This is a genomic window from Pyxidicoccus xibeiensis (assembly GCF_024198175.1).
GTDB lineage: Bacteria > Myxococcota > Myxococcia > Myxococcales > Myxococcaceae > Myxococcus > Myxococcus xibeiensis.
Genome location: NZ_JAJVKV010000007.1, coordinates 166,956 through 188,438 on the forward strand (window position 1 = coordinate 166,956; position 21,483 = coordinate 188,438).

Genomic DNA, 21,483 nt, shown 5'->3' on the forward strand with positions numbered 1-21,483 from the left:
GCCCTACTCCTTGTCCCCGTCCCCGCGCTTGTCCTCGAAGTGGACGAAGTCGATGAGGAAGGTGGCGGCCACCACCAGCGGGCGCAGGCGCGCATCCCGGGTGGGGCCGTCGAACCGGACGCCGAAGTTGTCCGCGTCCGTGAACAGCTCCTTGCCGAAGCCGCTCCACCGCTTGGCGATGGTTCCCACCTCGCGGCCGCCCTCCTCCACCACGAAGGTCCACGGGCGGAACAGGGGCCCGCGCAGGTGCGCCAGCTCCTCGCCGTTGGGGCCGACGACGTCATAGCCACGGGTGAAGAAGCGGAAGCGCTGCCGCACGCTGCCCAGGGGCCGGCCATCGCCGTCCTCCACGTCCAGCCGAGACAGCCAGAAGCGCCAGGGCCGCCGCAGCCGCAGCACCGTGGCACCGCCAGGTGACTTGAGCTCCATGGTGAAGGGCCGCTTCGCCTTGAAGAAGCCTCGCAGCAGGAAGAGGCCGAACCCGCTGCCCACCTCGCCTGCGTAGAAGAGCGTCTCCCCGGAGTCGCCCACCACCTGGTAGCGATTGCGCCCCTCGAAGCCGGTGAGGATTTCGCCCCACTCCTTCACCTGGCGCACGCGCAGCGCCTGCTGGTGGAGCAAGGGGACAAGGGCGGTGGAGTCAGCGGGCATGGACACCTCTGGAGCCGTCGGGGCCTGGAACCTACTTACACGTGACACTCCTGGCCAAGGACTCTGGATTTTCCAGTTCTGAGGTAAAGTCCGGACCTGCAATGGCCTTGCAACCCGGAGACAGGTTCGGCCGATACGAGCTGGTGTCCTGGCTCGGTCGGGGGGGAATGGCGGAGACGTGGCGCGCCCGGCTGATGGGCGACGCTGGCGTCACCAAGCCCGTCCTCATCAAGAAGGTCCTCCCCGAGTTCGCCGGGGATGAGGCCTTCATTTCCATGTTCATCAGCGAGGCCCGCATCTCCGCCACGCTGTCGCATGGCAACGTGGCCCAGGTCTTCGACTTCGGCCGCGTGGAGGGCGACTACTTCCTGGCCATGGAGTACGTGGACGGCCATCCCCTGCACCGCATCATGAAGCGCGCGGCGCGCTCCGGCCTGGTGCCCCTGCCCATTCCGCTGGCCACCTTCATCGCCCTGGAGATGTGCCGGGGGCTGCACTACGCCCACACGCGCACCGACGACAAGGGCGCCCCGCTGGCCATCGTCCACCGCGACATCTCGCCGGACAACGTCCTGGTCAGCTACGAGGGACAGGTCAAGATTGTCGACTTCGGCATCGCCAAGGCGCGCTCGCTGCGCACCTTCGACACCGAGCCAGGGGTGGTGAAGGGCAAGTACCTGTTCTTCTCCCCGGAGCAGGCGCGGGGCAAGAACGTGGACGCGCGCACCGACGTCTGGGCCACCGGCCTGGTGCTGTATGAGCTGCTCTGTGGTCAGCGGCCCCTGTCCGGCCCGCCGCACACGGTGATGATGCGGATGGCGAGCGGCGACTTCCCGGCCCCGCGAGAGCTGCGCAAGGACCTGCCCGCCGAGTTGAATGACATCGTCATGCGCGCGCTGGCGGTGGACCTCGCCGGGCGCTTCGAGTCCAGTGACGCCTTCGGCGATGCGCTGGCGGGGTTCCACTACAGCCTCACGCCCCGCTTCTCCTCCATGAACCTGGCGCACCTGCTCCGCGAGCTGTTCCGGCAGGAGCTGTCCCAGGAAGGCCGGGAGCTTCCGGTGCCACCCGCGTTCCAGGAGGAGCTGGTGCGCTGGCGCAACACCGCCATCAAGCCTGCTCCGCCGATGGCGCGGGAGGAGCACGTTGCCACGCCCACGCCACGGCCCGCGCGGCGAACGGCGGTCGGTCGCTCCCCGCCGCCGCCGACAGAACCCGAGACGAGGCCAGCGCCTGCGGTCGCAGCTTCCTCTTCTCACAAGCCCCTTGTCATGGGAGCCGCTGCAGCGCTGGCGATGAGCACCGTCGTAGGCCTGCTGGCCTTCAAGCAGCCCTCCACCGAGAAATACGACCCATCGCCGATGCGCCCGGTCAAGACGGGGCTGGAGCTGGCTCCCGAATTCCCAGCAGCCCAGACGTCCAGGGAGCCCTCCCCGGGTGAGACACCGCGCGTGAGCGCGGCCCCGAAGCAGGAGGTATCCGCGACATCGCCCCCCGGTCCGCTTCGGCTCGACGCTCAGCGGCATGTCATCCTGCTGTCGCCAGACTTCATCGCCTTCTCGGGCCTGTCACCGACCACGACCTACACCATCAACGAGCTCTCCCACGAGGAGACACCGGAGCCCCGGTTCATCAAGGAGCCCGGTTCCTCGACGAGGCCACGGATTTTCTTCCTGCTCTCGGGTCACGCGGTGTCTCCCGCTGGGACCCTCGGAGAGGTCTCTCAGGAAGGCCTGGACTTCCGAGGCGCGCCAGCCATCTCCTTCTTCACGCTAGGCCCACCTTCTCCACCCGATACCGCCATACGGAACATCCAGCTCCTCAGCGCGAAGGTGGGCTCGGAAAGGCTGTTCGCCTTCCGCCCGCCGTCGAGGATTGCCTCCGTCGAGAACGCGGCCCTGCTGAAGGGGCTGAGTCCTTCCACGGTCTACGCCCTGACGCTGGCCCCCCTCGGCGAGGGGGCCTTCCTCCGTGGACAGTCGCGCGGCCCAGGGCGTCAGGTTGCCTGTATCCAATGGAGCACTCCTGAATCCTCGGGAGCCAATGTCTCGGGCTGGCCGATGGTCTTCCTTCTGGAACAGGGAGCGCCGGTGCTCGTGAAGGGAATCGACGCGCTGAAGTGCGGCTTCGTCGATGATGACCCCTCGGACAACCGGGGCTCGATGCTTCTGGAGGTCCATGCGCATGTGCGCTCGGTGCAGCCCCAACCCCGCCTGGAAGGCTCTGATGCCAGGCTCGCGCTGGCCCACCAGTCCCAACGGGAGTCACCCAGCCAGACGGGCGCCGATGGCAATCTGCACAGGGCGCTTGTACACCTCAAGCAGCGCCAATACCCGGCAGCCATCGCCGAGGCTCACGCGTGCCTCAAACTCGAGCCAACCCATGCCGACTGCCTCGTCTACCTGGGCGCGGCATATGCCAGGCACGGAAACAGCGAAGAGTCCGCGAGGTACTACCGGCGATTCAGCACACTCCACCCGAATCACCCGAAGGCCGCCACCGTACGCTCGTTCCTGGAAAGCTACGACAACTAGGAGCTCGGCACAGAGGTCGTGAAGGGTTCAGGCGGCTGCGGTGAGCACCGCCTGAGCCTGGGGATATGCCCGCCCGAATCGGGTGCTGGCGGTTGAGCGCGCCGATTTCGATTTCCAACGGCCCCCTGCCCTGGGCGAGCCCGTCCCCTCGACTACATGCAGGTGTTCTCGCAAACGCCCAGGATACAGGTCCAGCAGGGGCCGTAGCACCCAGGGCGACAGGCGGCCACGGACGGCTCGCCTTCCGACGACGTCAGCTCCTGCGACACGGCCGCCACGGTGATGTCCTCGGCCTCGACACTGGCGGAGGTATGAAACCCTCCCAGGCCCAGCGCGGAAAGCCCCACCACGAGCAACATCGACCGCCGGAACATTCGCTTCGTGAACATCCGTGTCTCCTTTGTTTGAGCCTGACGAGGCCGGCCCATCCTGTCACACCACCAGTGAAATCCGGAAGGTCCAGCTTTCCTCACCGCCATGTGCCCGCGGGTGTCGAGCGAGCCAGGTCCCCTTCGGCCTATGCTCTTCGCCTCCAGCCATGACTCGTCGAAACCTGTTACTCGGGCTCTGTGCGTCGGTGGTGGCGTGCAGGGCGCCCTGGCGCTCAGCGGAAGGAAGCGCCGACGCGGGGGTGCCCGCCGCCGCGTGGGTGAGCGTGCCGGCCTCCGACTCGCGCCTGCAGTATACCGGCCGGAGGTACACCTCGGACGCGGGGGTGGTCTTCTCCCACCCGGGCGTGACGATTCGCGCGCGGTTCCAGGGCGACGCGGTGCGGATGCGGCTCAACGACTTCGGCCTCGGCGGTGACGTCGGGACGAACTACTTCGACGTGCGCATCGACGGAGGGCCACCGACGCAGCTCGCCGTGCATAGCGGCCAGACCACCTACCCGCTCGCCACCGGACTGGCGGAGGGACTGCACACGGTGGAAATCGTCAAGCGCACGGAGTCCTCCGTAGGTCATAGCGAGCTCGTGGCGCTGGAGGTCCATGGCGAGCTCCGGGACCCGCCTCCCCGCCCCAGCCTGAGGATGGAGTTCGTCGGCGACTCCATCACCTGTGGCTACGGCACCGACGTCTCGCTCATCCCAGAGTCGCCGTCCTGGCGGGCGCCGACCTTCCAGTCGAAGCACGAGAACCCCACGCGGAGCTATGGCTGGCTCACGGCCAGACACCTGGGCGCGGAGTTCGTGGCCGTCTGTCATTCGGGCCATGGGCTGTACCGCAACCTGGACATGACGACGTCGCAGCTGCTGCCCGCGCTCTACGAGCTCTCGGTACCGGGACACCCCGTTGCATGGGACTTCTCGCGGTACTCACCCGACGTGATTGTCATCAACGTCGGCACCAACGACGTCCTCGCGGGGAGCGGCACCTCCGAGTTCCTTCCCGACGAGACGGCTTTCAAGACGGCCTACCGGAAGTTCCTCGCGCGGCTTCGCGAGCTGCACCCCCGGGCCCATCTCGTCTGCACGCTCGGCAGCATGACGGACGGCTTCAAGCAGCACGAGCAGGGTGGCACGGCAGACGCGGTGCATGTCGGCGAATGGGTCACCCAGCTCGTGGAGGAGCGCAACCGCGAGGGGGATGCCCGGGTCTACCGCCACCTGATGGCCGTGCAGAATCCCGGAGCCGAGGGCGTCGGCGAGGACTGGCACCCGTCGGCGGCCACGCACCAGAAGATGGCGGAGGCGTTGAGCCGGTTCCTCCAGGACACCGTGCTCCGCTGATGCGCCTTGCGCCCGGGCCGGGCGCGCGCGTCGTCTCCCATTGGCTCCAGTGCCTCCTGGCCTGGCGCGTGCGGGCAGGCGGCAGGCGCCCGTCCGGTCTGCGTGTCGGGTAGGGAGACTCGGAGCCCCCGCTGTGCGGGGTCCTTCAGTGCTCGCAGACCATCCCCACCTTTCCTCTGATGGCGGCCTCAGGGAGGGCCCATGTACCCGGTCCCCGAGAATGAGCAGGAGCGGCTGCGCGTGCTGCGCAGCTTCGCGAGGCTCGGCCACGGACCGGAGCAGGAGTTCGAGGCCGCCGCCGCGCTCGCCGCGCAGCTGTGCAACATGCCCATCGGCATCGTCTCGGTGATGGAGGAGGACCGCGAGTGGTTCAAGGGGCGCGTGGGCGTGAACCTGCTCAGCGTGGAGCGGGCCGACTCCTTCTGCACCTACGTGCTGGCGGAGGACGCGGAGGTCATCATCCCGGACGCCCTCCTGGACGAGCGCTTCGCGCACAACCGCTTCGTGGTGCACCCGCCCTTCGTGCGCTCCTACGCGGGCTTCCCCCTGCGCAGCCGGGAGGGCGCGGTGGTGGGCACGCTGTGCGTGCTGGACCACGCTCCGCGCACGCTCAGCCCGGGCCAGCGCGAGGCGCTGCGCGCGCTCGCGCGCCAGGTGTCCGCCCAGATGGAGCTCAAGCGGAGCGCGGCGGAGCTCGCACGCCGCGAGCTGGTGCGGGCCGACTCGGAGCAGGTGCAGGAGGAGCTCATCCGGCTGCTGGTGGCGCAGAGCAGCGACGGCTTCATCGTGGCGGACGAGCACGGCGTCCTGCGGCTCTTCAACCCGGAGGCCGAGCGCCAGCACGGCGTGTCGCGTGACGCGCTCTTCCACACCCGCTGGCCAGAGGTGCTGGGCTTCACCACGGCCTCGGGTGACCCGATGCCCAGCGGGGACGCGCCGCTGGCCCGTGCGCTCGCCGGCGAGCAGGTGCGCGACAGCGAGTGGGCGGTGCGCCGCCGCGACGGCAGCATCCGCCTGCTCAACGGCACCGCCACCCCGCTGCACCATCCGGATGGCCGCCTCGCCGGCGCGGTGCTCATCACCCGCGACATCACCGAGCAGCGGCGCACGGAGCAGGCGCTGCAGGAAGCCGTGCGGATGCGCGAGGAGTTCCTCTCCATCGCGAGCCACGAGCTGCGCACGCCCCTGGCCACGCTCTCGCTGCAGGCGACCAGCCTGCTGCGCGCCTTCCAGGCCCCGCCGGAGCTGCGGGTGCCTGAGGCGCGGATGCTGAAGAGGGCGGAGAGCCTCAAGCGCCAGGTGGCCCGGCTCGAGGCGCTGGTGAGCGGGCTGCTGGATGTGTCGCGGCTGACGAGCGGGAAGCTGGAGCTGCAGCCCGAGGAGGTGGACCTGCGCCAGCTCGCGGAGGACCTGGTGGAGCGGTTCTCGGAGACGGCGGAGGGGCCAGCGCGCCTGCGGCTGGACGCCCCGCTGCCGGTGGTGGGCCACTGGGACCGGCTGCGCCTGGAGCAGGTGCTGACGAACCTGGTCACCAATGCGCTGCGCTACGGGCGCGACCGCCCCGTGGAGGTGCGCGTGGAGGGCACGCCGGCGGTGGCGCGGCTGCAGGTGCGCGACGAGGGCATCGGCATCGCGGAGGAGGCGCAGGAGCGCATCTTCGGGCGCTTCGAGCGCGCGGCCTCGGGGCGCAACTACGGCGGGCTCGGCCTGGGGCTGTGGCTCACCCGCCAGTTGGTGGAGGCGATGCAGGGCAGTGTGAGCGTGCGGAGCCGCCCGGGCGAGGGCTCCACCTTCACGGTGGAGCTCCCCAGGCACTGAGCTGCCGAGGCACCGGGGGCCAGCGCCCCCTGAGCGCCATGGGCAGGAGGCGCGGGCGCAAGGCTCCGGTCAGAAGATGCCCTGGCCCGGGGTGAGGATGCGGTCCGGGTCGTAGCGCCGCTTCGCGTGCTCGAAGCGCTCCCAGTACGGGTGGAAGTGGCGGCGCCAGTCCGCGCGGCTCATCGGCACGGCGTCCACGGGGTAGAGCTTCCCGCCGACGGCGGTGAGCCGCTCGAAGATGGCGCGGTTCTTCTGCACCAGCGAGGCCACGTTCTCCGGCGTGGGAGGAATCGCGGTGCGCAGCAGCGAGAAGAGGAAGACGTGCCGCTCGTTGGGCGTGCGGAGGAAGGGCGCGGTCAGCTCGGAGGAGCGGAAGGGGTAGATGATGATGGGCCCCTGCCCCATGTCGGCCTCGGTCGTCTGGGACAACACCTCGGTGATGAACGACTCCGCGGCCCGGGCGGGGACGAACATGTCCAGCCACGGGTGGGGGAAGCCCCAGACGCCGAGCTGCTTGAGCAGCTCCACCAGCGGCGCGAGCCGGTTGGCGAAGTCGAAGTAGCTGCCGTCACTCACCTGCAGCGTCCCGGGCTGGAAGCCGAGGCCCGCGAGCAGCCGCGCGTCGTCCGGCTCCGCGCCCGGGTCGAAGTACTTCACCACCTCGAGCTGGTAGGCCCAGGCGCCATTGGAGCGGACGGCGAAGCCCTCGACGTAGTCGAAGCGGCACTCCTCGATGAGCCGGCGCTGGTCCTCCAGGAAGCGGTGGAGGTCGTTGTACAGGGCGGTGTACGTCCGCGCGCGGGCGGGGACCTCGACGAGCCGCACCCGGGCGCGGACGATGATGCCGAACTGGCCCAGCCCCGAGCGCACGGCGTCGAACAGGGGCCGCTCGCGCCAGCGCGAGCAGCGCACCAGCTCGCCCCGGCCGGTGACGACGTCCAGCTCCAGCACGTTGTCCACCTGGAGGCCCTCGCGGAACGCCTGCCCGCCGATGCCGCCCACCGACAGCGTCCCGCCGATGCTCAGCTCGATGTAGTCGGTGAGCACCGGAGGGCTGCGGCCGGAGGGCAGCGTGGCCTGGAGCAGCTGGTGCCACCGGACGCCAGCGTCCACCCAGGCGCTGTCGTCACGGATTTCGTGGATGGTGGCCAGCGCGGACATGTCGATGACGATGCCCGCCTCCACCTGGGACTGGCCGAAGCTGCTGTGGCTCTCGCCGAGCCCGCGCGCGGCGGCAATCTTCAGGCCCTGGGCCCGCGCGAAGCGGACCATGGCCACGATGTCCTTCACCGAGCCCGGGACGAGCACCGCCCAGGGCGTGCGGTGGATGATGTGGCCGAAGTCGTCCGCCGCCGCGGTGCGCGACGCCGCGTCCACCAGCAGCTCGCCGTCCAGCGGCGGCAGGGGGACCGAGCCATGTTCCAGCGTGGAGGCCCAGCTCCGGCTCAGGGGGTTGAAGGCGGCCGCCACCAACGCGCCCTGAAGGAGTGCTCTCCGGGAGAGGAGTCGAGTTGTCATGGCTCCATCCTGAGCCCTCCTGCCGGACCGATTCCAGCTGCGGGGCGGCCGGGCCATTGCCTTGACAACGCGCCACTTCAATCACATGATTGAATCAGTTAATTAAACCACTCGATTGCCGCACCCCGCGGAAGGTCACTCGTCATGGACTCCCTGCTGAATCGCCGCTCCCTCCTTCGCGGCAGTCTGGGCCTTGCTGGAGGCCTCGCGCTGCTGCGCGCCACCCCCGCCGAGGCCCTTGCGCGCCCCACGGCCGCCTCGGCCGCCTCGGCCGCCACCGCATCCCGCGCGGAGCCGCGGCCCTGGTGGGAGCTGGGGCTGCTGGCCGACCCGGTCATGGAGAACCAGTTGCTGCACTTCCTGGCCGCGACCTACAGCGCCCAGGCGGACATCGGCGAGGTGCTCGACACCGCGCACCGCATCGACGTGGGTGACGACTGGAGCTGGCCCACCGAGTGGGTCAGCACCGCCGACCGCATCCGCGCGATGGGGGATGCGAGCCTCGCCAGGAGGCACCGGCACAGCGCGGGCCATGCCTACCTGCGGGCCGCCAACTACTACCGCGCCGCCTTGATTCATCACCCCGAGCCCGGCCACCCGAGCGTGCTTGAGACCGGACGCAAGGCGGTCGACGCGTACGACAAGGCGCTCGCCCTGCTCAGGATTCCCGCCGTCGCCGTGCGGATTCCCTACGAGCACACGACGCTGCCCGGCTACTTCTTCCGCTCGCCGCACGCGCGCGGCAAGGCCCCGGTGCTCATCTTCCAGCAGGGCCGCGACGCCTGGCCGGAGGAATCCAAGTATGTGATTGATGCCGCCCTGGAGCGGGGCTACCACTGCCTCATCGTCCATGCCCCCGGCCAGGGCATGGCCATCCGCGAGCAGCACCTCCCCTTCCGTCCCGACTGGGAGAAGGTCATCACGCCGGTCATCGACTTCGCCGTCCGCATCGCCGGGGTGGACCCCCGCAGAATCGCCCTGCTGGGCTGGAGCATGGGCGGCGCGCTCGTGCCGCGTGCCGCGGCCTTCGAGCGGCGCATCAAGCTGTTGATTCCCAACCCCGGGGTCCTGAGCTGGGGACAGTCCATGTTCGACCAGTTCAACGCCATGTTCCCCGAGGTCATGGCGCTGCTCGACACGAACCCACAGGCCTTCGATGCAGCCATGGCCCAGCTCATGGACGCGGTGTTCCTGTACCGCTGGTACATGCGGGACTCCATGTCCAAGCACGGCGCCCGCTCGCCCTCGGACCTGATGTTCAAGCTCCGCGAGTTCACCAACGTGCCGGTCGTCGACCGCATCCGCTGCCGCACCCTCGTCATGGACGGCACCGCCGAGGCCTACTCCGGAGGCCAGGCGAAGCAGCTCTACGACGCCCTCTCCTGCCCCAAGGACTACCTGCTCTTCACGGCGGAGGACACCGGCCTCCTGCACTGCCAGGAGGCCGCCCAGGCCGTCGCCAACCACCGCATGTTCGACTGGTTCGACGAGTACATCTGAGCTCGGACGCCCTACTGCGGCGTGGAGCGGAAGACCCTCCCCGTCAGCATCGCCGCCACCATCACCCCGGCAAAGGCGACCAGGGCGGCGGCCACGGTGGCGAACAGCGCGGGCAGTCCCGCGCCCAGCCGGGCGACGACGAGCCACCCCACGCCCGCCGCGATGACCATGCGCGCGGTGCCAGCGAGGAACGGCCAGAGCACCCGGCCCGCCCCCTGTGCGGCGAAGCCCTGCACGAAGCCCAGGCCCAGCAGCGCGTAGAACGGCGCGACGATGCGCAGGTAGGCCACGCCAGGCGCCAGCACCGCGGGGTCCGTGCTGAAGAGGCGCAGCCAGACCTCCGGCACCACGGCGACGGCGAGCCCGATGGCGCCCGCCCCTCCGAAGCCGAGCCAGCCCCCGAGCCACGCAATCCGCCGCGCGCGCTCGTGCTGGCCGGCCCCCACGTTGGTGCCCACCAGCGTGAGCACGGAGGTGCCCATGCCGAACAGGAGCGGGATGAGCAGGTAGTCCAGCCGCGAGGCCATGCCGTAGCCGGCCAGGGCCTCGACACCGAAGAGGCCCACCACGCCGGTGATGACAATCACCGTCAGGTTGGGCTGCACCGCGCTCAGCGCCGCCGGCAGCCCCACGCGCAGGATGTCGCGCAGCAGCCGGGGCTCCAGCGGCCCTGGAGCCAGGCGGACCTGGGAGCGCCCCGACGCCAGGTGCCGCAACAGCCAGAGCGCCGCCCCGACGTAGTACAGCAACATCGCCAGCCCCGCGCCCGCGATGCCCAGCGCGGGCACCGGGCCGAAGCCGAAGATGAGCGCGGGTGAGACGACAATCATCAGCGCCGCGCCCGTCAGCGTCACCAGCGCCGGCACCCGGACGTTCCCCGCGCCCCGCAGCGCCGCCGCGAGCAGGTTGACGACCCAGAACGGTATCGAGCCGGCGAACACGTAGTTCGAGTACTCGAGCGCGGCGGCCAGCGCGCCCGCCTCGCCGCCCAGGGCCCCGTACAGCATCGGCCCCAGCAGCCAGGCGAGGACGGTGAAGGCCAGCCCCAGCACGAGCCCCAGCACCACGGCGTGCCAGACCAGCGCGTCCGCGTCGGCCAGCCTCCGGGCACCGACGGCCCGGGCCACCGCGGACGCAACCCCACTGCCAATGCCCCCGTTGGACATCATCGTCATCAACATCTGGATGGGGAACACCAGCGACACGCCGGCCAGCGCGTCGGTGCCGAGAAAGCTCACGTACCAGGTCTCGGCCACGCCCACCAACGCCTGGGCAATCAGCACCAGGGTGGTGGGCACCGCCATCCTCAGCAGCGTCCCGAGGATGGGCCCGTGCAGGAGGGACTCCTGGAGGGTGGAGCCCCTGGGAGCCACCGCGACTCCGGGCCCCGGCTCCACCACCACGCCACTGTCGATGGCTCCGCTCATGGCTCAGGGCCTCAAGCCGCGGGGTTGCCGAGATAGACGCCGGAGGACAGCCCCTGCTTGACGTGGCGGCTCACCTGGTCGGCGAGCACCTCCTCGCCATCCGCCTCCAGCGTGTCGAGCGTGGCGCGCACCACGTCGGCGGGGTCCGACTTCGGCGCGGTGACGTTCTGGGCCATGTCGGTGTCGATGTAGCCCACGTGCAGGCTCACCACCTGCGTCTTCTGGCCGCGCAGCTCGTGGCGCAGGCCATTGGTCATCGCCCAGGCGGCGGCCTTCGAGGCGCTGTAGGTCGTCGAGCCCGGGAAGGAGAGCCAGCTGAGGACCGACAGCACGTTGACGATGGCCCCGCCGCCATGGCTCGCCAGGATGGGCGCGAAGGCCTGGCTCGTCGCGAGCGGCCCCAGGTAGTTGGTCTCCAGCTCGGAGCGGGCGCCGGCCAGGGCGTCCTCTCCCAGCAGCCCCGAGGGCTTCAGGATGCCCGCGTTGTTGATGAGCAGCGTCACGTCCCGGGCCTCCCGCGCGAGGGCCGCGAGCTGCTCGGGCTTCGTGACGTCCAGCCGCACCGGCACGACGCCGGGAATCGAGATGGATGAGGGCTCGCGCGCCGCGGCGTAGACCTTGCGCGCGCCGCGCTCGAGCAGGGCCCTGGCGAAGGCGAGCCCGAGGCCACGGTTGGCGCCAGTCACCAGCGCGACGGCATTCTGGATCTTCATGATTCAGCTCCTGGGTCTTCGTGAAGCGTGGGAACGTCTCTACGGAATATGATGTCCGTCATATTTTTGGACGCGCGAGCGGGCTCGGCGTTGCTCGGGGTTTTCGACGGTCAGCCGGAGCGGGTGCGCACGAAGCGCTTCGCGGCCTTCCGGATGGACTGCGCGAGCGCGGGGTCATCGACGACGCGCGAAATCAGCAGGGCACCCACCATGGCGCTCAGCATGCCCATGGCCTCCTCGCGGCGGCGGGTGTCGTCCTTGGGGAGCTGGCCCTCGAGCAGCTCGAGGAACCGCTGGACCTGCTGCGTGGCGAGGCCGCGCACCTCGGGGGACTGGCGCGGCGTCTCGGAGCCGAGCGCGGCGAGCAGGCAGCCCTGCTCGGGCGAGGCGGCATGCGCGTCCGACAGGTACGCGTCGACCAGCGCCTTGAGCCCCTGACCGCTCGGGCTCCGGGAGGCCGCCTCCTCGAGCGACTTCATCGAATCCGACGCCGCGCTGTCGAGCGCCTCGACCACCAGCGCCTCGCGCGACGGGAAGTGGGCGTAGAAGCCTCCGTGCGTCAGGCCCGCGTCCTTCATGATGTCCGCCACGCTCACGCCCTCGTAGCCGTCCCGTCGAATCGCCCGCGCGGCACTCCGCACGATTCGCTCATGGGTGCGCTCCTTCTTGGATGGGCCCGGCATGGTCGCTCCTTCATCCCAGAAATATGATGACCATCATCTAAAGAGGCCGCCCTCCAGTGTCAAGCAGGCCAGGGCCGCGCACAGCCCTGCTTTCCACGGAAGTATCACCGCCCGTGAACACCCGGTAATGTGCCGGACCTCGACACGAACGTGAGGTCTGCATGGGCCGCGGCATTCCTGGCAGTCAGTCCCTGAAGTGGGTGGCGGTGCTGGCGTGGGTGGCGGCGTGTGGTGGGGCTCCGGGCCTGGTGGAGAGCACCGAGCTGACCGGCGTGGACGAGGAGCTGGGCGCGAGCGCCAGCGCCCTCACCACCTGCGTCACGGCGGGCTCCGGCCTCCAGACCACCGCGAACCTCAACCTGCGCAGCGGGCCGTCGACGAGCTACGGAATCCTGCTGACCATTCCAGCCAACAGCGTCGCCACGGAGGCCGGTGGCGGGTGCCCGACGAGCGGCTGGTACAAGCTGTCCTTCAGCGGGGTCACCGGCTGGGCCTCGGGCGCGTATCTCGTCCAGGTGACGGGCTCCTCGTCGGCGCGCGATGCGGCCATCACCCGCGCCGCGAGCGGGATGGGCTTCTCCTACTGGTGGGGCCACGGCGCCTGGAAGGCCGGCGCGTCGGCGGGCACCTGCACGGGCAACTGCCCGAGCTGCTCGCATACTGGTTCGTATGGCGCGGACTGCTCCGGCTTCCTCGCGAAGGTGTGGGTGGTGCCTGGCACCAACACGGACGTGTCGGTCGACTCGCACCCCTATGGCACCGTCCACTTCAACGTGGACAGCAGCCAGTGGACGACCATCAGCCGGGATGCGCTGCTGAAGGCGGACGCGCTCGTGTACAACCTCAACGGCGCCGGCCACACCTTCGTCTACGAGTCGGGCGACGGCTGGGGAAGCATGTGGGCCTACGAGTGCAAGGGCTGCGCGTACGGCTGCGTGCACAACCTGCGCACCGCCTCCACCGACTTCCACGCCATCCGTCACTTCTGAGCCGTCACCTGGGAAGGACGTCATGACGTCGCGCAGGCGCGGTGCCCTCGTCGCGGGACTCGTCGCGCTGGCGCTCGGCCTCGCCTGGGTGGTGACTCGCACGGAGGGCGGAGACCCCACGGGCGCGCCGCCGCCCTCCGAGGCGCTGGCCTCGGGGGCGTCAGGGACTGGGGACGGCGGTGTCGCCGCCCCGAGGCGTAGCGCCCCCTCCGCCGCAGGGGCCGGGCAGTCAGGCCTGGCGGCTCGCGGCGAGGTGCTGGTGGACGTCACCTGGGGGAGCGGACCGTCCCAGCTCGGGCGGGAGCGGCCCCAGGAGGGCAACCCCGAGGCGCCCATGTCCCTGGCCCTCACGCCGCTGGGGGACATCGTCGTGTTGGATCAGGTCAACGGCCGACTCGTCACGTTCAGCCCGGATGGCGAGGCGCTCGGGACGATGCCGCTCACGCAGCAGACTCCGCAGGACGTCACCGTCGCGAAGGACGGCACGCTGCTGGTGCTCGACCGGCTGAGGGACAAGACGGTGGCCCTCCTCGACCCCGAGACGGGCGCGCTCCGGGGGGAGCTGCCCCTGGAGGGCGCGGGCATCCCCGAGACGGGCGGCATCACCGGCACCTTCGTGGACGGGGACTCCGTGTACGTCGAGCGGGAGCATGGCGCGCTGGTCCGCATCGGCGACCTCTCCGGCAGGGCGGACCCCGCGCGGCCGGAGCTTCCCGGGCGGCCGGGCCGCGACGGCCGCTCCTATCTCCTCGCCCGCATCATCGAGGCTCCGGCGGGACGCCTCTTCGTCAATGCCATCGACCGGCAGACGGGTGTGCGGCGCTACACGCGCGAGTACCGGCTGGGCTTCCCCCTGCTGTACATCCTGCTGCTCGACACCGACCGCGCCGGCGTCATCTACCTGGGCGTCGCGGGGACGCTCCCGAAGAGCCCCGGCGCCGCGCCCTCCGAGCATGGCGTCATGCTGCTCTGCCTGGATGCGCTGGAGGGCAAGGTGCTGGGCCAGACGCAGCTGCCCCTCAGCACGATGCCCGAGGAGACCTTCCGGGACTTCGCCGTCCTCGACGAGGGCGGCGTCATCTACCAATACCGCACCGAGGCCGGCGTCTCCCTGCGACGCGCGGACTGCCGGTAGCCCGGGGCGGTGCCGTCCCTAGGCGGCTTCCGCGCCGACCCGGCGGACGTTGACGACGGGTGCCACACCCGGCATGGGCGTCTGGAGCCAGGTCCACGACTCGCCGTTCCACAGCTGCTCCTGCCAGCCCAGGCGCGCCGCGGCTTCACGCGCCCGGCTCCCCTTGGCGATGAGCGCCCAGCCGACGCGCGACTGCTTGCACTCCCCGCTCTTGAACTTCAGCAGCCGCTGCTGGCCACGCGCCTCTTCGAGGTCCGCATCCCAGAGCGCCTGATGGCGGAGCCCCTCTCCCTGGTAGTTCACGAGGTTCCGGTCACACCACGCGAACACATCCCTCGCCTTGACCAACGGCGAGCCCTTCGAGAGTTCCGTGACAGCTTCCACCAGGAGGGAGGCGGTGAGAACGCGCATGGGGCGGTGACCTCAGGGGGCGGGCAACGACACCACCCAACCTACTGAGTCGACGAGCTCGAACGGCCATGGGATCTCCGTGACTTTGTCATGGTTCTGTCATGGAAACCCGACACGCTCGGCAACCCGCACGACGAGAGCACCGGTGCCGCACCACGTCAGAAGCTGCGCGAGGCTCGACGCGATGCGTGTTCGCATCGGCCTCGCGCGTCAAAGGCGGCCACCTGTGGCTGCGTCCTCAGCCGCCGTTCTCCAGCTTCTTCTGACGTGCGCCCTTCACCTGGGCGTTCTTCGGGAACAGCTTCGCGGCCATCCTCCAGTCGAGCGCCCTGCCCATGCCCGGCTTCGCCGGCTCGCCGCCCGTCGGCTTCGGCGCAATCTGGCTCCACTCCTCGGCGGTGAAGCGGCTCGTCACCTGCGAGGTGCGCGCGAACCAGCTCGCGTAGAAGGCCGGGTCGACCTCGAAGCCACCGTCCGCGACCACGTTCCCTTCCGCCTTCTTGAACGGCAGGTCGGCGAGAAGGTGCATCGACTTCTCGTCCACCGTGGGCGGCGGCATGCCCAGCGTCGAGCGGAACGCCGCCCAGTTGCGGAAGAACGCGTTGTTCGTGAGCACGACCTCGCTCAGGTTCGAGCTCGACTTCACCGCGAAGTTGTCCACGTACTGGAACACATTCCCGTCCACCACCGCCGGGGTGTTCCCACCCAGGGAGACGCCGCTGCCCGTCGCGCTCGAGCCGTCGTGCGGCCGGTTCCGGTTCCAGACGAACAGGATGGTGTTGTTGCGCACCTGCGCCGGCCGCGTGCCGAAGCCGCCCGTCACGCGGATGGCGTCGCTGAAGACATTCGCCACGATGTTGTTCTCGAAGGTGACCACGTTGCTCATCCGGATGGCCGCGCCCGCGCCGTTGACGAACGTGCAGTTGCGGACCACCGTCTCCGGCGACGACACCCAGACGTGCTCGTTGTCCGGTGAGGCGTTCAGGTCGAGGAAGCCGTCCTTGTCGTAGGTGTTCACCGTGCGGCGGTCGAAGACGAACCCATCCACGATGAGCCCGGTGTGGTCGCCATTCCCCTCCAGGAGGTAGCCCTGCGGCGACGTCTTCGAGTCCGCCGGCCAGTGGAGGAGGCTCGGCGTGTTCCAGGGGTCGCGCTTGGTGAAGTCGCGGTCCCAGCCGCCGAGCAGCGCGAGGTACTGCTTCCCGTCGACAATCCACTTCCCGCTCTTCAGCTTGCCGCCGTACTCCCCCTCGGCCACGAGGATGCGGTCGCCCTTCCCCGCCCGCTCGAGGGCCTGGAACGGGTCGCGGAACGGCTTCTCCCGCGAGCCGTCTCCCCCGCTCTCGCCGGCGCGCACGAACCAGTCCCGCCCCTTCGGGCGCTCGGACGCGACGGCCTCCTTCTCGAAGGGCTCGATGGAGTCGATGACGACGGCATACTTCGGGTAGCCGCTCTCGCGGGCGCGCGCGGTGCCACGCACGACGAAGAGGTCTCGCGGCGGGCCCGAGCCGTAGTTCGGGATGGCGTCGATGCTGCGCTCGGTCGCCGTGCCCTTCTTGAAGTAGCCGATGGTGCGGACCTGGTTCTTCGCATCGACCAGGTGGACGGCCTTGTGCGTGTCGCGCGAGGTGCCCGAGGGCCCGTTGTCCGGGTTGGCCACGCCCTGCACTCCGGCGATGAGCTCGACGTCCTTGCCATCATGCGCCTTCGGGTTCGCGGCGAGGCTGTCGAGGCCGACCTTGGAGTAGGCCTTCGACGAGGTGGCAGCCACGGCCGCCGAGAAATTCACCGGCAGCGCCTTCACGCGCGCGCCCTGCTTCAGCGAGGGATTCTTCGGCGCGGCGAGCGCGGCGACCGCCTGCGGGGGGTACGCCGGGGCGAAGAGCTCGGCCGGCTCGCCCGTCGCGGAGAAGCCTGCCTCCGTCCGCGTCGCCTCCCACGCCTTCGCGTCGAACTTCTTCCCGAGCATGGTGCGGCGGGTGAGCTTCTCGTACCAGGTCGCATCGAACGGGAGCTTCGGGTCGACCGCGACGTTGCCCCCCGCCTTCGCGAAGCCGGCGTCCTCGGCCTCCTCGATGTCCGAGTCGTCGAGCGAGGACTTCTTGCCCTGGAAGTAGAAGGTGACGTTCGAGTACAGGTTGCGCCAGAACGCGTTGCCCTGGAGCGTCACCTTCGCGGGCGCCGGCACCTGCACGCCGTGGTTGTCGGAGTGGAGGATGACGTTGTTCTCGACGATGGCCTTGTTCGTCACGTCGATGCCGGAGCCCTCCGTGCCGCCTTCCGTGATGGCCTTCGTCGCCCAGACGAAGGCGATGGTGTTGTTGCGAATCGTGACGGGCGCGTCGTGGTCGCCGCCGCCCCTGGAGATGATGGCCGCGTAGATGGAGTTGACGATGATGTTGTTCTCCACCACCGCGCCCGGCGACGCCCGCACCGCGTTGATGGAATTGACAATCATGCAGTTGCGGAGGATGCCGCCCTTCGCGAGGTCGACCGCGCCGTTGCGCTGGAGCGCCTTCGGGTCGAAGTTCCCGCCCTCGCCCGCGTACTCGTAGTAGTCCTGCATGTCGATGAGGAAGCCATCGATGGTGGCGCCGGGGGTGTCGCGCACGGTGCTGGTGCTGACGCGCGCGAGCGAGACATCCGGCCGGTTCGCCGCGCCCCGCCGCCAGGTGAGCTCGGTCGGATTCTTCCAGGGGTTCCGCTCACGGAAGTCCGCGTCGTAGCCCCCGAGCAGCTCGACTCCGGGGAACTGGAGCTCCCAGTTCCCCTTCTCGAGCTTGCCGAAGTACCGGCCGGCGGCCACGTGCACCTTGTCCTTCGCCTCGACGCGCTCGAGCGCCATCCAGGGGTCGCCAAAGGGCTTCTCGCGTGAGCCGTCACCGCCGGTGGCCCCCGCGCGAACGAACCAGTCTCGCGCGTGTGCCGGGAGGGCGAGACAGACCGAGGACAGGACGAGCAGCAGACTCAGGACACGATGCATGAAGATTTCCTGGGAACGAAGGCGGCGGGAGCAATGGGAGGCCCGACCCCGCGAGCCAGCGCGGATCGAGCGGGGCAGGAGTTCAGAGCGCATGCAAACCCCACGGTCTTCACCCGTCTCGACATGTACCTGGCCCCCTCGCGGCCGAGCATAGAAGGAGTCACCCCGATACGGCTAGGGGTGACATGCGAAACACAGACATCCATCGGGACCTTCTCAGTGGAGGGGTGCACTTCTCCACCGCCGGCAGATGACGCCGGGTGCGTGACACCTTGCGGCGGTTGATTTCCCTTCCGGGCGAGCCCTGGTGAGGCGGTACGGTGGATGCTCCGGTCGCGACCGCCTCGCAACGAATGCCGTCCCCCACTTGAGGGGCCGCGCCCGGTTCGCCGCGCCGCGCGTCCCATGGACTCGCGGCCGAAGTAGGGAGGGTCCCCCATGAAGCTGAAGCCGTCCGGCCAGCGGGGCGCGTTCGTCGCGCTCGCGCTGTCCATGCTGGGAAGCAGTGCCTGGGCGCAGGAGTCGCGCGGTGGTCCTCGGGATGAGACCCGGGAGATTGAAGAGCGCAAGCGCTGGTTCATCGAGTCGCGCGGGCTGGACAAGGTGCGCGCCAACCCACGGGCCGAGCGCGCCAGGGCCGTCAACGAGCTGCGCCAGATGCGTGGCGCGCGCGAGCGCACGCTCTCCCTGGCGGGCGAGGTGTGGACGTCCATGGGCCCGTCGGCCATGAACATGGGCAGCTGGACGATGGGCCGCGTCTCGGGCCGGGTGAATGCCGTCGTCCCCCACCCCACCGACGAGAACACCGTCTACTTCGGAGCCGCCGCCGGCGGCGTGTGGAAGACCACCAACGCGGGCGCCAGCTGGACGCCGATGTTCGACGCCGTGGGCACGCTGCCCATCGGCGCCATCCACGTGGAGGCGGCCGCGCCCAACAACGTCTGGGTGGGGACTGGCGACAAGAATGGCGGAGGGTGCGCGGGCTACTTCGGCCAGGGCGTCTTCCTGAGCACGGACGCCGGCACCACGTGGAGCGCGAGGAACGGCTCGGGCGCCAGCGCGATGCCGCTGTCCATCGTCAATGCCGTGGCCCTGCAGCCGACGAACGCCAACGTGGTGCTCGCGGGTGGCGCAGGCAGCTGCACCGGCTCCAGCTCGCCGACGTCTCCCGGCGTGTTCCGGTCCACGGACCGCGGCGCCACGTGGACGCGGGTGCTCAACTTCAACGTGGAGGACATCGTCTTCGCACCAGGCAGCGCCACCGCCTACGCGAGCGTGCCCGGCCAGGGCGTCTTCAAGTCCACCGATGGTGGGGCTACCTGGGCGAACTCCAGCAGCGGCCTGACGCCGTCGGGCAGCCGCATGCGCCTGGCCATGGCGCCTTCCGACGCGCTGGTGCTCTATGTGCTGCAAGGCGGTCAGGTCTACCGCTCCATGGACGGGGCGGCCACCTGGAGCCTGCGCACCAGCAGCGCGTGCGAGGGCCAGTGCACCTACAACCAGGCCATCTCCGTGCACCCCACGGATGTGAATCAGGTGCTGGTGGGCACCATCCGCCCGGCGCGCTCGGCGGACGGCGGCACGACGTTCACCTTCCTCACCACGACGTGGGGCTCGGGGCAGATGGTGCACCAGGACGTCCACGTCGTCCTGTACTCGCGCACCAACGGCAGCCGGTTCTGGATTGGCAGCGACGGCGGCCTGTGGCGCACGGACAACGGCGGCACGAGCTTCGCCAACATGAACTCCAACCTGAACGTGACGCAGTTCTATGACCTGGCGGTGCACCCCAACAACGCGGACACCGTGTTCGGCGGGGCGCAGGACAACTCGTCCTCGCGGCGCACCACGAGCCCGGTGTGGGACCTGACCTTCGTGAGCGGGGACGGCTTCATGAACGCCGTGGACGCCACCAACACGAACTACGTGTTCCAGACGAGCTACCCGTCCAGCAACCTGCCCAGCATCTACCGCTCCACCACCGGCGGGGCGCCCAACAGCTTCAGCAAGCTGCCGACGACGGGAATCACCGCCTCCTCGAACTTCCCCTGGGTCACCCCGATGGTGGTGGCCAGCAACCGCATCTTCGTGGCCGGTGACACGGTGTACCGGGGCACCACCAGCGCGAGCCCGATGACGTGGGCGGCCATCTCCGCGAACCTGGGCGCCCGCGTGTCGGTCCTCACGCCGATGCTGACGGGGACCACCATTCCCATGTACGCGGGCACGTCCAGCGGCGCCATCCACTCCACCGTGGACGCCGCGGCCGCGAGCGTGGCGTGGACCAACGTCACGGGGAACTACCCGGGCGGCACCGTGTCGGACGTGGCGATGACGCCGGGCAACCGGCTGCGCGTGTTCGTCACGCGCGCGGCCTTCGGCGGCAACAAGCTGTTCCGCTCGACCACGGGCGGCACGACGTGGACGGCCGTGGGCGCGGGCCTGCCCAACGTGCCGGCCAACAGCGTGGCCATCGACCCGCTGGACACCAACCGCGTGTTCGTGGGCACCGACGTCGGCGTGTACGAGAGCACCGACGGTGGCGACACGTTCGTGGCGTTCTCCGCCGGCCTGCCGCTGGGCCTGGTGGTGACGGACCTGGAAGTGGACGACGTGCCGCACGTCCTGGTGGCCGGCACCTACGGCCGTGGCGCGTGGAAGGTAAATCTGACGGGCGGCCCGGCCAACCAGGCTCCGGTGGCCAACTTCAACTTCACCTCGAGCGGCCTGACGGCCACCTTCAGCGACACCTCGACGGACCCGGACGGCACCATCGCCTCGCGCACCTGGGCCTTCGGTGACGGCACGACGTCGAGCGCGACGGGCCCGAGCAAGACGTACGCCGCCGCGGGCACGTACGCGGTGCAGCTGACGGTGACGGACAACGGAGGGGCCACCGGCACGGCGACTCAGAACGTCACGGTGAGCACCGGCGCCGGCTGCCCCGGCACGCTCTACACGGGCACGTTCAGCGGCGCGACGGGGCAGACGCAGATCCACCCCGGCGGCACCTACTACCAGAGCACCACGGGCGGCACCCACGCCGCCTGCCTCACCGGCCCGACCGGCACGGACTTCGACCTGTACCTGGACCGCTGGGATGGCACCACCTGGGTGCAGGTGGCCGCGAGCGAGAGCGCTTCGTCGGTGGAGAGCATCTCCTACCCGGGCACGGCCGCGTACTACCGCTTCCGCGTGGTGAACTACGCGGGCGTCGGTGCGTACAACCTCACCATCAGCAGACCGCAGTAGTCTTCCGCCCGGCGCTCAGGAGTGGCTCGCCTGAACGCCGGGGCGTCCTATGACTGGGCGCGGGAGCACCGGCCCACCTCACGGCAGGTGCTCTCGTGTCTCGCCCGTCTCGCGCGGGCGTTGGAGGCCACGCATGCGGT

General features: G+C 69.9%; 15 protein-coding genes. 7 read left to right on the forward strand and 8 right to left on the reverse strand.

Going from position 1 to position 21,483, the window contains the following annotated elements; genetic code table 11:
• Positions 1-3: 3 nt before the first annotated feature.
• Positions 4-651, reverse strand: a complete 648-nt coding sequence (locus tag LXT23_RS29905; protein ID WP_253983756.1) for a phospholipid scramblase family protein — start codon at positions 649-651, stop codon at positions 4-6.
• A 101-nt stretch (positions 652-752) separates the two neighbouring features.
• On the opposite strand from LXT23_RS29905, the gene LXT23_RS29910 reads away from it, so the two are divergent.
• Positions 753-3,185: a serine/threonine-protein kinase gene (locus tag LXT23_RS29910; RefSeq protein ID WP_253983757.1), complete on the forward strand. Its 2,433-nt coding sequence runs from the start codon at positions 753-755 to the stop codon at positions 3,183-3,185.
• Positions 3,186-3,337: 152 nt separating this feature from the next.
• On the opposite strand, the gene LXT23_RS29915 is transcribed toward LXT23_RS29910, so the two are convergent.
• Positions 3,338-3,574, reverse strand: a complete 237-nt coding sequence (locus LXT23_RS29915; protein WP_253983758.1) for a hypothetical protein — start codon at positions 3,572-3,574, stop codon at positions 3,338-3,340.
• 242 nt (positions 3,575-3,816) lie between these two features.
• Between LXT23_RS29915 and LXT23_RS29920 the strand changes: the two genes are divergently transcribed.
• Both LXT23_RS29920 and LXT23_RS29925 read left to right on the forward strand, forming a co-directional pair.
• The gene (locus tag LXT23_RS29920; RefSeq protein ID WP_253983759.1) at positions 3,817-4,914 is read left to right on the forward strand and encodes an SGNH/GDSL hydrolase family protein; all 1,098 of its coding nucleotides are present in this window, start codon (positions 3,817-3,819) and stop codon (positions 4,912-4,914) included.
• A gap of 201 nt (positions 4,915-5,115) precedes the next feature.
• Entirely contained in the window at positions 5,116-6,732 is a 1,617-nt protein-coding gene (locus LXT23_RS29925) for a sensor histidine kinase (protein ID WP_253983760.1), read from the forward strand.
• Positions 6,733-6,801: 69 nt separating this feature from the next.
• Here LXT23_RS29925 and LXT23_RS29930 read toward each other — a convergent pair whose 3' ends face one another.
• Positions 6,802-8,250: an FAD-binding protein gene (locus tag LXT23_RS29930; protein WP_253983761.1), complete on the reverse strand. Its 1,449-nt coding sequence runs from the start codon at positions 8,248-8,250 to the stop codon at positions 6,802-6,804.
• Positions 8,251-8,394: 144 nt separating this feature from the next.
• On the opposite strand from LXT23_RS29930, the gene LXT23_RS29935 reads away from it, so the two are divergent.
• The gene (locus LXT23_RS29935; RefSeq protein WP_253983762.1) at positions 8,395-9,750 is read left to right on the forward strand and encodes an alpha/beta hydrolase family protein; all 1,356 of its coding nucleotides are present in this window, start codon (positions 8,395-8,397) and stop codon (positions 9,748-9,750) included.
• 11 nt (positions 9,751-9,761) lie between these two features.
• Here LXT23_RS29935 and LXT23_RS29940 read toward each other — a convergent pair whose 3' ends face one another.
• The 3 genes from LXT23_RS29940 to LXT23_RS29950 form a co-directional block, all read right to left on the reverse strand.
• Complete coding sequence (locus LXT23_RS29940) at positions 9,762-11,177, reverse strand: MATE family efflux transporter (protein ID WP_253983763.1); 1,416 nt, start codon at positions 11,175-11,177, stop codon at positions 9,762-9,764.
• Positions 11,178-11,188: 11 nt separating this feature from the next.
• Positions 11,189-11,890, reverse strand: a complete 702-nt coding sequence (locus LXT23_RS29945) for an SDR family oxidoreductase (RefSeq protein WP_253983764.1) — start codon at positions 11,888-11,890, stop codon at positions 11,189-11,191.
• A gap of 110 nt (positions 11,891-12,000) precedes the next feature.
• Positions 12,001-12,573, reverse strand: coding sequence for a TetR/AcrR family transcriptional regulator (locus tag LXT23_RS29950; protein WP_253983765.1), 573 nt, complete (start codon positions 12,571-12,573; stop codon positions 12,001-12,003).
• A gap of 161 nt (positions 12,574-12,734) precedes the next feature.
• On the opposite strand from LXT23_RS29950, the gene LXT23_RS29955 reads away from it, so the two are divergent.
• Together LXT23_RS29955 and LXT23_RS50190 are read left to right on the forward strand one after the other, a co-directional pair.
• Positions 12,735-13,562, forward strand: coding sequence for an SH3 domain-containing protein (locus LXT23_RS29955; protein WP_253983766.1), 828 nt, complete (start codon positions 12,735-12,737; stop codon positions 13,560-13,562).
• A gap of 22 nt (positions 13,563-13,584) precedes the next feature.
• Positions 13,585-14,697 (forward strand): NHL repeat-containing protein, encoded by a 1,113-nt coding sequence (locus tag LXT23_RS50190; RefSeq protein WP_267146721.1) that lies wholly within the window; start codon positions 13,585-13,587, stop codon positions 14,695-14,697.
• An 18-nt stretch (positions 14,698-14,715) separates the two neighbouring features.
• Here the strand turns inward: LXT23_RS50190 and LXT23_RS29965 are convergent, their stop codons facing one another.
• Both LXT23_RS29965 and LXT23_RS29970 read right to left on the reverse strand, forming a co-directional pair.
• Positions 14,716-15,108 carry a hypothetical protein gene (locus LXT23_RS29965; protein WP_253983767.1) on the reverse strand — a complete coding sequence of 131 codons (393 nt, stop codon included), beginning with the start codon at positions 15,106-15,108 and terminating at the stop codon, positions 14,716-14,718.
• A 238-nt stretch (positions 15,109-15,346) separates the two neighbouring features.
• Positions 15,347-18,091, reverse strand: a complete 2,745-nt coding sequence (locus tag LXT23_RS29970; protein WP_253983768.1) for a right-handed parallel beta-helix repeat-containing protein — start codon at positions 18,089-18,091, stop codon at positions 15,347-15,349.
• 438 nt (positions 18,092-18,529) lie between these two features.
• Between LXT23_RS29970 and LXT23_RS29975 the strand changes: the two genes are divergently transcribed.
• Positions 18,530-21,343, forward strand: coding sequence for a PKD domain-containing protein (locus tag LXT23_RS29975; RefSeq protein WP_253983769.1), 2,814 nt, complete (start codon positions 18,530-18,532; stop codon positions 21,341-21,343).
• Positions 21,344-21,483: the final 140 nt, after the last annotated feature.